Genomic DNA, 12,287 nt, shown 5'->3' on the forward strand with positions numbered 1-12,287 from the left:
GACACTCGGCGACGGGCAGGCGGACAGTCTGGTGGTCAGCGTCGAAGTCTATGCCCCGGCACTGACGCTCGAGGCTCCGCCGGACGTACCTTCGGGCGAGCGGCGCGGGCACTCAGGTGACGTGCCGCACGTTGACTCGGGGGACGGCTCAGCCGTCCCCCGAATATCCCGTACCAGGAGGCACTCAGCGATGTCGGTCCCGCAGCTCAATGACGAGCACCGCGGCGAGGAGATTCTCGCCGTTCTCGACACCGCCTTCGGCGAACTCCTGGCCGCCGACCCGGCCGCCTTCCGCGTGAAGTTCCGGAAGATGGCGGCCTCGGCGTTCGCGTTCTACCGGGGCACGGCGTGTCTCTTCTACCACGATCTGGACGCCGAGAAGCGCGGCGGCCCGTACCTGGACGACCGGACGTCCCGGGTGTGGATCCACGGCGATCTGCACGCGGAGAACTTCGGCACGTACATGGACTCCAACGGCCGCCTGGTCTTCAACGTCAACGACTTCGACGAGGCCTACGTCGGCCCCTTCACCTGGGACCTCAAGCGCTTCGCCGCCTCCATGGCGCTGATCGGTTACGCGAAGGCGCTCAGCGACGAGCAGATCACCGAGCTGGTGCGGATCTACACGGCCGCGTACCGGGAGCGGATCCACGCGCTGGCGACCGGCGCGAAGAGCGACGAGGTGCCGCCGTTCACCTTGGACACCGCGCAGGGCCCGCTGCTCGACGCGCTGCGCGACGCCCGCTCGCTGACCCGGTTCGGGCTGCTGGACTCGATGACCGCCATCCGTGACTTCGAGCGCCGCTTCGCCTCCGGTGGCGGCGCGGTCGAACTCGACGCCGCCACCCGCTACAAGGTCCTCGCCGCTTTCGACGGCTACCTGGAGACGCTGCCGGACGCCTCGCTGGCCCGTCCGGACTCCTACCGGGTGAAGGACGTCGTGGGCCGCCGGGGCGTGGGCATCGGCTCGGCCGGGCTGCCGTCGTACAACATCCTGCTGGAGGGGCACAGCGACGCCCTGGAGAACGATGTGGTGATCTACATCAAGCAGGCGCAGACGCCGGCCGTCTCCCGGCACATCACCGACCCGTCGATCCGGGACTACTTCCAGCACGAGGGCCACCGCACGGTGATCTCCCAGCGCGCCCTGCAGGCGCACGCCGACCCGTGGCTGGGCTGGACCGAGCTGGACGGCGCGGGGCAGCTGGTCGCGGAGGTATCGCCGTACGCGGTGGACCTGGACTGGGGCGACATCGACGAGCCGGAGGAGATCGCGCAGGTCGTCGCCGACCTCGGCCGGGCCACGGCCACGATGCACGCGGCGGCGGACGACACGTCCGGCGAGTCCCTGGTGCCGTTCTCCACCGAGCGCGCCATCGACGCGGCGATCGCGGCCGACGAGGAGGGCCTGGAACCCCTGCTGGTCGACTTCGCGCACAGCTACGGCGCCCGTGCGCGCGGCGACCACCAGATCTTCCTGGACCTGTTCCGCAACGGCAGGATCCCGGGACTGTGACCTTCCGCCCGCCCGGGAATCCCCGGGCGGGCGGGAAAATCCTGTCGACCGGAACCCTTTAGGGATCCCTTACCGGAGCGCATGACAGACTCGGCCCCACCATGGACATATCCGGAACCCCGTTCAGAGCCGTGCGCGCGGTGCTGTTCACGACCGTGGTCGTGACCCTCAGTACCGCGTCGCACGTGCTGCTGTCCGGGGCTCCCCTGCCCTTGAGCACGGTGACGGTGATCGCCGTCGCCGTGTTCGTCCTGGCGTACGCCCTCGCGGGCCGGCAGCGCTCCTTCGGGCGGATCGCCGCCCTGCTGGTCCCGCTGGAGCTGGCCGCCGACACCGTCTTCACCACCGGCCAGCACGTCTGTTACGGCCGGATGGGCGGCCCGGTCGCGGGCCCGTTGCGCTCGGTCGGCTTCGACGTGCTGTGCGGTCAGGGCAGCGGCGTGGGCGCCTCGCTGACGCAGGTGACCGGCACCGCGGTCCACGGCGGCGACCGGTTCACCGGGCTGCTCGCCCAGGCCGACCCGGCCACCGCGTGGCTGCTGCTCGGCGCGCACATCGGCGTCGGTCTGCTCGCCGCCGCCTGGCTGCACCGCGGCGAGCGGGCGCTGGCCCAGCTGCTGGGCGCGGTGACGGCCACCACCTTCCGGCCGCTGCTGCTGGCGGTCGCCGCGGTGACCGTGCGCCGCGCCCCGAAGGTCCGCCGGCCGGCCCTCCCGGACCACCGGACCACCACGGCCGTGAACCGGTTCTTCGTGCGCTCCCTGGGACGGCGTGGACCGCCGTGCTCCCCCGCCCTCGCCTGAGACGGCTCAGCCCTCGGCGTCGGCGGCATGTCCGAGCACCCGCAATCCCCCCTTCCCCATACATACCCCCGCACACATCCTGTGCGCGTCCCCAGTGGAGAGCATCACCATGAGCAAGCGGAACACCCAGGCGGCGAAGACGGCGGCCCGTGAGCGTCTGCGCGTCGAGCGCGAGCGCGAGGCCAAGAAGGCCAAGATCAAGCGTCAGCTGGTCGTCGCCGGTTCGGTCGTCGGCGTCCTGGCGATAGCCGCCGGCATCGGCTACGCGGTCATGCAAGCCAACAAGCCCAGCGCATGGGAGGCCGCGGCGGACGCGAAGCTCGTCAAGCCTGCCAACTCCAGCGGCGAGAACGGCACGACCGTCGTTATCGGCAAGGCCGACGCGAAGAAGACCCTGAAGCTGTACGAGGACCCGCGCTGCCCGGCCTGCGCCGCCTTCGAGCAGCAGATCGGCGCGACGATACACGAGGACGTGAAGGCCGGTAAGTACAAGATTCAGTACGTCGGCGCCACCTTCATCGACAACAACGTCCCCGGCGAGGGCTCCCGAAACGCCTTGAGTGCACTGGGTGCCGCTCTGAACGTGAGCCCCGAGGCGTTCTTGGACTACAAGACGGCCCTCTACTCGGAGAAGTACTACCCCGAGGAGACGGACGACAAGTTCAAGGATGACGAATACCTGATCAAGGTGGCGAACAGCGTCGACGCGCTGAAGGGCAAAACGGCGTTCCAGAAGGACGTGAGGAACGGTACCTACGACAAGTGGGCGCTGCTCATGAGCGACAAGTTCAACGAGGACGGGAAGAAGTACGACTTCGGGGGAACTCCGAGCCTGATCATGGACGACAAGAAGGTCACCGGAAGCAACGGCCAGAGCGCCCCCATGACCGCCGCGGAGTACACGACGGCGATCGACGCGGCGCTCAAGGGCTGATCTCTCCGCGCGACGTGACACTGCCCCAGGGGGTGGGCGGCCCGAGTATCGCGCCGCCCACCCTTGTGAGCCGATGATCGACCTCATAAGATCATCGGCGAACCTGACCAGTTCATGAAGGGGAGCCACTATGTCACGCGTCAAAGCCACGATGTATGCAATCGCTGCAGCAGGCGCCGCCGTTGTCCTCACGGCGAGCCCTGCGAGCGCCGGCACCAACGTCTCCGTCCACACCTCGGATCCCTGGCATTCCGGCACGGCGGGCTTCCAGGCAGACGGTGAAACGGTGACGGTCTGCGACAACCGCGCCGACGGAATGCGGGCAACCGCGATCTTCACCTACACGGGGGCGAACTCCAGCGAACGGGTGAAGATCTCGGACACCAACGGTTCCGGGAACAGTTGCGCCACCCAGGACTTCAGTATCCCCGAGGGAAACCGCGTGCTTCTGGAGGTTTGCGTCCAGAACGGCGCCAACGGCACCCTCCAGCACTGCTCCGGCAGCAAGGAAGGCAGGGCCTGAGCCCGTGAGAAGCCCGGTCGACTGACCGCGCACCGAAGAGCGGGCGAACTTTTGCGAGTTCGCTCGCTCTTGCATGTACCTGTCAGTAACCTGATCGACTGTGACCACTCGACACAGATCGTCCGAGAGTGCCGCCTCCGCCACTGCGGACGCCAACTCCCTTTCTCCACGCCGCCGTTCGGTCGTCAAGGCGGCCGCCGCGACCGTGATTCTCGCCGCACCGCTCACCTCCGCACTGCCCGCCCGCGCCGCCACCGCCGTGGCCCCCGTCTTCCTGCACGGGGTGGCCTCCGGCGATCCGCTGCCGGACGGCGTCCTGCTGTGGACGCGCGTGACGCCGACGCCGGAGGCGATACCCGGCTCGGGACTCGGCCCCGACACCGAGGTCGGCTGGACCGTCGCCCGCGACAAGGCGTTCACCACCGTCGTCGCGAAGGGGTCGACCCGCGTCACCGCGGCCACCGACCACACCGTCAAGGCCGATGTCCGCGGCCTCGCGCCGGCCACCGACTACTGGTTCCGCTTCTCCGCCGGCGGCACCGACTCCCCCGTCGGCCGCACCCGCACCGCCCCGGCCGCCGACGCCGCCGTGACCGGTCTGCGCTTCGGCGTGGTCTCCTGCTCCAACTGGGAGGCTGGCCACTTCTCGTCGTACCGCCATCTCGCGGCCCGCGGCGACCTCGACGCCTGGCTGCATCTCGGCGACTACATCTACGAGTACGGGACCGGCGAGTACGGCACGCGCGGCAGGACCGTCCGCGCGCACGCGCCCGCCCACGAGACTGTCACCCTGGCCGACTACCGCCTGAGGCACGCGACGTGCAAAACCGACCCCGACCTCCAGGCGCTGCACGCCAAGGCGCCGGTCGTCGCGATCTGGGACGACCACGAGATCGCCAACGACACCTGGTCCGGCGGCGCCGGGAACCACACCGAGGGTGAGGAGGGCACCTGGGCAGCACGTCAGTCCGCCGCCAAGCAGGCCTACTTCGAGTGGATGCCGGTACGCCCCGCGCTGGCCGGCACCACCTACCGCCGGCTGCGGTTCGGCAGGCTCGCCGACCTCTCGCTGCTGGACCTGCGCTCCTTCCGCTCCCAGCAGGTCTCCCTGGGCAACGGCGGGGTGGACGACCCCGACCGTACGCTCACCGGCCGCGCCCAGCTCGACTGGCTGAAGTCGGGGCTGGCGGCGTCCGACACCACCTGGCGGCTGGTCGGCACCTCGGTGATGATCTCGCCGCTCGCGATCGGCTCGCTCCCGGCCAGTCTGCTGAAGCCGATCGCCAAGCTGCTCGGCCTGCCGCAGGAGGGCCTCGCCCTCAACACCGACCAGTGGGACGGCTACACCGACGACCGCCGGGAACTCCTCGCCCATCTGCGGACGAACGCGATCCGCAACACGGTCTTCCTCACCGGCGACATCCACATGGCGTGGGCCAATGACGTGCCGGTGAACGCGGGCACGTACCCGGCTTCCGGCTCGGCGGCCGCCGAGTTCGTCGTGACCTCGGTCACCTCGGACAACCTCGACGACATCGTCAAGGTTCCCGAGGGCACCGTCTCCGCGGTCGCCTCCCCGCTGATCAGGGCCACCAACCGGCACGTCCACTGGGTCGACACCGACCGCCACGGCTACGGCGTGCTGGACATCACGTCCGAGCGGGCGCAGATGGACTACTACGTGGTCTCCAGCCGCACCGACCCGGGCGCCACGTCCACGTGGGCGCGCTCCTACCGGACACTCCACGGCACCCAGCGAGTAGAACGCGCCGACCGCCCGGTCTGACCCGCACGGTCCGGATACGCCGGTCCGGGCCGCGCGCCCTCCGTCAGCCGTCAGCCAGCGAATCGAGGAAGCCGAGCGCCACCCGCCAGGTGGCCTCGGCGGCCTCCTCGTCGTAATCCGGCAGGCCGGGGTCGGTGTAGAGGTGACCTGCCCCGGCGTACCGGTACACCTCGACGTCGGCTCCGGCGCGGCCCATCTGCAGATACCAGGCGCTCAGCCAGTCGTCGGTCTCGAACGGGTCCGGCTCGGCGACATGGAGCTGCACCGGCAGAGCGTCCACCGCCGCGTTCGCCGCGATGTCCGACGTGCCGTGCAGGAGCAGCAGTCCGCGCGCCCGGCCGTCGCCGAGGGCCAGCGTCTGGGCGACGGAGGCGCCGAAGGAGAACCCGGCGTACACCAGCCCCCGCTCCGAGTAGGGCGCGGCGGCGAGCACGGCCCGCCTCAGCAGTTCGTCCCTGCCGATGGACTCCTGGTGGGCCATGCCCTCCTCGACCGTGTCGAACGTACGGCCCTCGAAGAGGTCGGGAGTCCACACCTCGTGTCCGGCGCCGCGCAACCGGTCCGCGGCCGCGGACACCGCGGGCCGCGGGCCGTAGATCGAGTGAAACAGCATGATGTTCATGACGCCATGGTGCCAGCCGGGTCCGACAGCCGGTGTCTGCCGGCGTCCCGCTCCGGTGCGCCGGCCCTACCCACGGCTCCGCGGATGTCACATGTTCACTGCGCGCGAGGCCGGTTAGGTTCAAGGACATGGAAGACGTGCTCCGCCCCCTGATCGTGTTCGGCGGCTCGGTCGTGCTCACCCTGACGCTCGGCTGGGCCACCGACCGACTGCTGCGCAAGGCCGACGCCCGGCACCCCGAGACCCCCATGTGGGAACTGCTCCGGCGCGGCCGCATCCCCTACCAGCTGCTCATCTGCGCGGCCCTGCTGAGAGGTTCGTTCAGCGAGGCCAGGATGTTCCAGGGGTACCGGGAGAGCATCGGCCGGGTGCTGACGCTGGTGCTGATCGGGTCGGCCGCCTGGCTGGTGATCCGGATCGCGGCGGCCGTCGTCGAAACCTCGTACACCCGGTACGCCAACGTGCACCGCGAGCGCGACCCGGCCAGGGTCCGCCGGGTGCGCACCCAGGTGACGCTGATCCGGCGGGTCGTCTCGGCGATCGTCGGCGTGGTGGCGGTGGCCGCGATGCTGCTGACCTTCCCCGCCATGCGCGCGGCCGGGGCCTCACTGCTGGCCTCGGCGGGCATCCTCGGCATCGTCGCCGGTGTCGCCGCCCAGTCCACGCTCAGCAACCTGTTCGCCGGGCTGCAGATCGCCTTCGGCGACATGGTCCGCATCGGCGACACGGTCGTGGTGGACGGCGAGTGGGGCACGGTCGAGGAGATCACCCTGACCTTCCTCACGGTGAACACCTGGGACGAACGCCGGATCACCATGCCGGTGTCGTACTTCACGTCCAAGCCGTTCGAGAACTGGTCCCGCGACTCCCCGCAGATGACCGGGACGGTGGTCTGGCACCTCGACCACCGGGCCCCGCTGGACGCGATGCGCGACCGGCTCCGCGACATCCTGCGCGAGTGCCCGGCCTGGGACGGCCGGGCCTACAACCTGACCGTCGTGGACACCACGCCCAGCACCATGCACGTGCGGGCCCTGGTGACGGCCAAGGACGCCGGCGACATCTGGACGGTACGGGTCGAGGTCCGCGAGCAGATGATCCGCTGGCTGGCCGAGCGGCATCCCTACGCCCTGCCCCGGATCAGCACCGCCCCGGCCGACCCGGCACCCGTCCTCGACAGGAGCCACCACTCCCCCGGCGGCGCCGCCGGCATCACCCGTCCCCCCGGTATCCCCGGCCCCTCCGGCCCCCCGGAGGGCAGAGCGCCCGCCCACGACCCGCAGGCCGCGGCGCAGGATTACTGACGGCGTTTCAGTGGCCGCGTTCGGCGCCACCGTTGACCTGGATGATCTGCGAGGTGATGTGTCCGGCGCCCGGGGAGGCCAGCCAGTGCAGGGTGGCGGCCACGTCCCCGGGCGTCCCGGCCCGCCTGTCGGCGGTCTCTTCGATCAGCTCCGCCCGCCGCTCCCCGTCGATGCCGTCGCCGAAGAACGCGGTGTCCTCGATGTAGCCGGGCGCGACCACGTTCACCGTGATGCCGTGCGGCCCCAGCTTCCGGGCGAGGTCATGGGCGTACGGATGGAGTCCGGCCTTGGCCGCCGCGTACCCGGTCTGCCCGGAACCCCGGTAGGCGGCGATGGAGCTGAGGAACAGCACCCGTCCGCCGGGCTCGGCGAGCCGGTCCTTGAGGGCCTCCGTGAGCAGGACTGCGGTCAGCAGGTTGAGCCGGAAGTTGACCGTCCAGTGGCGGGCGACGGCGTCGAGCGGATCGTCCGCCCCGGCCTGGCGCTCGAGGAGGCCGTTGCCGCCGGCGCTGTGGATCAGTACGTCGACGGCTCCGAACTCCCGGCCGACGTAGCCGGCGACGCCCCGCACGGCGACCGGATCGGCGAGGTCCGCGGCGTACACCTCGGCCCCCGGCACCTCTGCCCCGGCCCGCTCCAGGACGTCCCCGCGCCGCCCGAGCAGCAGCACCCGGTCCCCGTCGGCGGCGAAGACCCGTGCCGCCGCCAGCCCGATCCCCGTACCGCCCCCGCTGATCACCACGTTCCGCGTCATGCCCCGACCTTACGAACCAAACGCCGTACCGCGGGGAGAACTCACCGCATACTGCGCACATCGAGGTGACGCAGTACCCGGTCCACCACCTCGGGGTCGGCCCCCGCCTCGCTCCGCGCCGCCAGTACCTCGTGCCGTGCGGCGCTCAGCATCTCCCCCCGGATCCGCCGCGCCGCCTTGACCCACTGCGCCCGGTGCCGGTACGCCTCCCGCCGCTCGTCCTCGACGACATCGGGGCTGATCCGCGCCCCGATGTCGAAGGCGCTGCGCAGCATCTGCTCGGCCAGTTCCTCCGGCAGTTCCTCGGACTCCTCGATCTCGCGCAGCCGGTGCTTCGCGGCCTGGGACGCCCGCAGCGCGAGGTCCCGTTCGAGTTCCTTCTCCCGTCTGGTGTCGGCCCGCACCCCCAGCCGTTTCACCAGCCACGGCAGGGTCGTCCCCTGGACCAGCAGCGTCGCCATGATCACGCCGAACGCGATGAAGACGATCTCGCCCCGGGCCGGGAAGTCGCCCCCGGTGTCGGTCTCCAGCGGAATCGCCAGCGCCAGCGCGACGGAGGCCACCCCGCGCATCCCCGACCACCACATCACCACGGTCTCGCGCCAGCTCACCGGGATGTCCTCACCGGTGTCCCGCGCGGCGTGCAGCCGCCTCGTCAGCCAGGTCGCCGGCAGCAGCCACAGCAATCGGACGAGGACGACCACGCCCACGATCACCCCGGCCCAGCCGAGCAGTTCGCCCCAGTGGCCGGACGCGGTCCGGACCGCGTTGTGCAGTTCGAGGCCGACCAGTCCGAACGCGATGCCGGTGACGAGCGTGTTGACGATGTCCCAGAAGGCGTGTCCGGCCAGCCGGGTCATGACGTCGTCGGCGTCGGTGGCGTACTCCACGAGGAACAGCGCGGTGGTGAGCACGGCGAGCACCCCCGAGCCGTGCAGTTCCTCGGCCAGGACGTAGGAGAAGTACGGCACCAGCAGGCTCAGCGCGACCTGCAGGGTCGCGTCCCCCAGCAGGTCCATGAGCCGGTTGGCGCCCCAGCCGAGCACGAGCCCGACCGCGACCGCCACCACGGCCGACAGGACCAGGTTCAGGCCCGCCGCCCAGGGCGAGAAGGTGCCGCTCACGGCGGCGGCGATCGCCACGTGGTACAGGACGATGGCGGTGACGTCGTTGAACAGCCCCTCGCCCTCGAGGATCGACACCAGCCGGCGCGGCAGCCCCAGTTTCCCGGCGACGGCGGTCGCCGCGACCGGGTCGGGCGGTGCGACCAGCGCGCCGAGGGCGACCGCGGCGGCCAGCGGCAGGCCCGGCACGATCGCGTGGGCGACGACGGCCACGCACAGCGTGGTGACGAACACCAGCGCCACGGCCAGCAGGAGGATCGGTCTCGCGTTCGCCGCGAACTGCCGCCAGGACGTCCGGCGGACGGCGGCGTAGAGCAGGGGCGGCAGCAGCAGCGGCAGGATCAGGTCCGGCGGGACGTCCACGTTCGGGACGAACTCCAGGAGTGCGAGGACGATCCCGAAAACCGTCATCAGCACCGGTGCCGGAAGCCCCAGCCTGTCTCCCAGGGGAACGCACACCACGGCCCCGAGCAGCAGGGCGAACAGCAGGGCCAACTGGTCCACGGTCGGTGCTCCGGGCGGTTCGACGGTCAAACGGCAGGGCGCCCAGCCTGCCACGCCGGCGCCCCGCGCCAGGCGTGCGGCGCCGACCGTTCGGCGTCGGGCGTTCGACGCCACTGGTCACCCCGCGGGCCCGGTCACGGGACGCTTACGCGTGCGGAGTCCGACCGGCCGGAGTGTGTAAGACCGGAGTGTGTACGACCGGAGTGTGTACGACCACGGTGACCGGCCTGCCGCGAGGCGGTCCGGGGGTCCGGCTGCCAGACCCCCGGACCGCCTCGCGCCGACCGCTATGTGTCCCGTCCGGTCACAGAGTGCACCGCATGGCCCGGTGCGGCATCCCCGCGTCCGGGAACTCCGGCCCGTAGGCCACGTATCCCAGCCGCTCGTAGAACCCCAGGGCATGGGTCTGCGCGTGCAGGTCGACGGCGGTGAGACCACGGGCGCGGGCCGCCTCCTCGACGCCCCGCACCAGGGCGGCCCCGACGCCGAGCCCCCGCGCCCGGCGCGTCACCGCCAGGCGTCCCAGGGACCCGACCGACGCGTCACCGCCGGTCTTCGCCGCGGCGGCCCCGCCGTGCAGCAGCCGCCCGGTGCCGAGCGCCTCGCCGTCCTCACCGACCGCGAGCACATGCACGGCGCCGGCGTCGTACGCGTCGTACTCCAGGTCCTCGGGCACGCCCTGCTCGGCGACGAAGACCTCCTTGCGCACCGCGAAGCACGCCTCCCGGTCGCCGGGTTCCACCGCCTCGCGGACCACGTACGGGGTGCTCACGCGTAGGTCTCCTCCCGGACCAGGTCGAGCGCCTGGCGCAGGTCCTCGGGGTAGTCGCTGGTGAACTCCGCCCACAGGCCGTCCCCGGGGTGCTCGAAGCCGAGCCCCACCGCGTGCAGCCACTGGCGGGTGAGGCGGAGCCGCTTGGCGAGCGTGGGGTCGGCGCCGTAGGTCAGGTCGCCGACGCAGGGGTGCCGGTGGGCGGCCATGTGGACGCGGATCTGGTGGGTGCGGCCGGTCTCCAGCTTGACGTCGAGGAGCGAGGCTGCCCGGAAGGCCTCGACGAGGTCGTAGTGCGTGACGGAGGGCTTGCCCTCCGCGGTGACCGCCCACTTGTAGTCGTGGTTCGGATGACGACCGATGGGCGCGTCGATGGTGCCGCTGGTCGGGTCGGGGTGGCCCTGGACCAGGGCGTGGTAGCGCTTGTCGACCGTGCGCTCCTTGAACTGGCGCTTCAGCGACGTGTACGCGTACTCCGACTTGGCGACCACCATCAGACCGGAGGTGCCGACGTCGAGGCGGTGCACGATGCCCTGGCGCTCGGCGGCGCCGGAGGTCGAGATGCGGTACCCGGCGGCGGCGAGGCCGCCGATCACGGTCGGTCCGGTCCAGCCCGGCGAGGGGTGGGCGGCGACCCCGACCGGCTTGGCGATCACGACCACGTCGTCGTCGTCGTGCACGATCTCCATGCCCTCGACGGGCTCGGCGACCACCCGCACCGGGGCGGGCGCCTGCGGCATCTCCACCTCGAGCCAGGCGCCCCCGCTCACCCGCTCCGACTTGCCGACCACCGATCCGTCGACCGTGACCTTCCCCGAGGTGGCGAGTTCGGCCGCCTTGGTACGGGAGAAGCCGAACATGCGGGAGATGGCGGCGTCGATGCGCTCGCCCTCCAGTCCGTCGGGCACGGGCAGGGTTCGGATCTCGGGAATGGTGCTCACCCGTCGAGTATGCCGGACCGGCCCGGCAACCCCGTACCCGCGCTCCCGGTCCTGCTCAGTCCTTGTGGACGGTCCCGTCCGGGTCGAGGCCCCGGAAGGACAGCAGGACGATCAGGATGCCGCCGCAGACGATCGCCGAATCGGCCAGGTTGAAGACGGCGAAGTGCTTGGGCGCGATGAAGTCGACGACCGCTCCCCGGAAGACACCCGGGGAGCGGAAGATCCTGTCCGTGAGGTTGCCCAGGGCACCGCCGAGCAGCAGGCCCAGCGCGATCGCCCAGGGCAGGCTGTACAGCTTGCGGGCCAGCCGGACGATCACCACGATCACCGCCGCCGCGATCAGCGTGAAGATCACGGTGAAGGCCTCGCCGAAGCCGAAGGCCGCGCCCGCGTTGCGGATCGCCTCGAACCTCAGCCAGTCCCCGATGATCTCGATGGGCTCGTGGTGCTCCAGCTCGGCGACCACGATCATCTTGCTGATCAGGTCGAGGGCGTAGGCGACGACGGCGACGGCGAACAGCACGGCCACCCGCCGCTTGCCGCGGGGCGTTTCGGCCGCTGCCTCCGCATCCTGGGCGTCGGCCCGGACCTCCTCGGCCCGGTCGTGCTCGGCACGGTCCTGCCCGTCCCGGTCCGCGCCCGGGGTCTCCGGCGTACCGATGATGCGTTCCGCCTCTGCCACGTGAGTCCCTCAACCTAGGTAC

At 71.1% G+C, this 12,287-nt stretch carries 12 protein-coding genes; 6 read left to right on the forward strand and 6 right to left on the reverse strand.

The features are described from left to right. Nucleotides 1–190 precede the first annotated feature (190 nt). From ACFYQA_RS15495 to ACFYQA_RS15515, 5 genes are all read left to right on the forward strand, one after another. Nucleotides 191–1,516 carry a DUF2252 domain-containing protein gene (locus ACFYQA_RS15495; protein ID WP_388916977.1) on the forward strand — a complete coding sequence of 442 codons (1,326 nt, stop codon included), beginning with the start codon at nt 191–193 and terminating at the stop codon, nt 1,514–1,516. 101 nt (nt 1,517–1,617) lie between these two features. Further along, nucleotides 1,618–2,319, forward strand: coding sequence for a hypothetical protein (locus tag ACFYQA_RS15500; protein ID WP_388916980.1), 702 nt, complete (start codon nt 1,618–1,620; stop codon nt 2,317–2,319). Between the two features lie 109 nt (nt 2,320–2,428). Further along, the gene (locus ACFYQA_RS15505; RefSeq protein WP_388916983.1) at nt 2,429–3,253 is read left to right on the forward strand and encodes a thioredoxin domain-containing protein; all 825 of its coding nucleotides are present in this window, start codon (nt 2,429–2,431) and stop codon (nt 3,251–3,253) included. Nucleotides 3,254–3,383: 130 nt separating this feature from the next. Then, entirely contained in the window at nt 3,384–3,776 is a 393-nt protein-coding gene (locus tag ACFYQA_RS15510) for a hypothetical protein (protein WP_388916986.1), read from the forward strand. 100 nt (nt 3,777–3,876) lie between these two features. Then, a complete protein-coding gene (locus tag ACFYQA_RS15515; protein ID WP_388916989.1) occupies nt 3,877–5,562 on the forward strand; it encodes an alkaline phosphatase D family protein in 1,686 nt (561 codons plus the stop codon). A gap of 43 nt (nt 5,563–5,605) precedes the next feature. Here the strand turns inward: ACFYQA_RS15515 and ACFYQA_RS15520 are convergent, their stop codons facing one another. Then, nucleotides 5,606–6,184, reverse strand: coding sequence for a dienelactone hydrolase family protein (locus ACFYQA_RS15520; protein WP_388916992.1), 579 nt, complete (start codon nt 6,182–6,184; stop codon nt 5,606–5,608). A gap of 128 nt (nt 6,185–6,312) precedes the next feature. Here ACFYQA_RS15520 and ACFYQA_RS15525 point away from each other — a divergent pair, with 128 nt between their 5' ends. Next, nucleotides 6,313–7,488: a mechanosensitive ion channel family protein gene (locus ACFYQA_RS15525; RefSeq protein ID WP_388916995.1), complete on the forward strand. Its 1,176-nt coding sequence runs from the start codon at nt 6,313–6,315 to the stop codon at nt 7,486–7,488. 7 nt (nt 7,489–7,495) lie between these two features. Here the strand turns inward: ACFYQA_RS15525 and ACFYQA_RS15530 are convergent, their stop codons facing one another. The 5 genes from ACFYQA_RS15530 to lspA form a co-directional block, all read right to left on the reverse strand. Continuing rightward, nucleotides 7,496–8,242, reverse strand: a complete 747-nt coding sequence (locus tag ACFYQA_RS15530) for an SDR family NAD(P)-dependent oxidoreductase (RefSeq protein ID WP_388916998.1) — start codon at nt 8,240–8,242, stop codon at nt 7,496–7,498. A gap of 41 nt (nt 8,243–8,283) precedes the next feature. Further along, entirely contained in the window at nt 8,284–9,870 is a 1,587-nt protein-coding gene (locus tag ACFYQA_RS15535; protein WP_388917001.1) for a Na+/H+ antiporter, read from the reverse strand. 304 nt (nt 9,871–10,174) lie between these two features. Continuing rightward, complete coding sequence (locus tag ACFYQA_RS15540; RefSeq protein ID WP_388917004.1) at nt 10,175–10,642, reverse strand: GNAT family N-acetyltransferase; 468 nt, start codon at nt 10,640–10,642, stop codon at nt 10,175–10,177. Continuing rightward, the gene (locus ACFYQA_RS15545) at nt 10,639–11,583 is read right to left on the reverse strand and encodes an RluA family pseudouridine synthase (RefSeq protein WP_388917007.1); all 945 of its coding nucleotides are present in this window, start codon (nt 11,581–11,583) and stop codon (nt 10,639–10,641) included. The genes ACFYQA_RS15540 and ACFYQA_RS15545 overlap by 4 nt, the downstream gene beginning before the upstream one ends. 55 nt (nt 11,584–11,638) lie before the next feature. Next, nucleotides 11,639–12,265: a signal peptidase II gene (gene lspA, locus ACFYQA_RS15550; RefSeq protein ID WP_388917010.1), complete on the reverse strand. Its 627-nt coding sequence runs from the start codon at nt 12,263–12,265 to the stop codon at nt 11,639–11,641. Nucleotides 12,266–12,287 lie beyond the last annotated feature (22 nt).

Source organism: Streptomyces sp. NPDC005774 (assembly GCF_042871645.1).
GTDB lineage: Bacteria > Actinomycetota > Actinomycetes > Streptomycetales > Streptomycetaceae > Streptomyces > Streptomyces pratens.

What these genes read in the sequence shown, in the direction of transcription:
- ACFYQA_RS15495 (WP_388916977.1), top strand. Translation starts at nt 191, where the DNA reads ATGTCGGTCCCGCAGCTCAATGACGAGCACCGCGGCGAGGAGATTCTC.
- ACFYQA_RS15500 (WP_388916980.1), top strand. Translation starts at nt 1,618, where the DNA reads ATGGACATATCCGGAACCCCGTTCAGAGCCGTGCGCGCGGTGCTGTTC.
- ACFYQA_RS15505 (WP_388916983.1), top strand. Translation starts at nt 2,429, where the DNA reads ATGAGCAAGCGGAACACCCAGGCGGCGAAGACGGCGGCCCGTGAGCGT.
- ACFYQA_RS15510 (WP_388916986.1), top strand. Translation starts at nt 3,384, where the DNA reads ATGTCACGCGTCAAAGCCACGATGTATGCAATCGCTGCAGCAGGCGCC.
- ACFYQA_RS15520 (WP_388916992.1), bottom strand. Translation starts at nt 6,184, where the DNA reads ATGAACATCATGCTGTTTCACTCGATCTACGGCCCGCGGCCCGCGGTG.
- ACFYQA_RS15525 (WP_388916995.1), top strand. Translation starts at nt 6,313, where the DNA reads ATGGAAGACGTGCTCCGCCCCCTGATCGTGTTCGGCGGCTCGGTCGTG.
- ACFYQA_RS15530 (WP_388916998.1), bottom strand. Translation starts at nt 8,242, where the DNA reads ATGACGCGGAACGTGGTGATCAGCGGGGGCGGTACGGGGATCGGGCTG.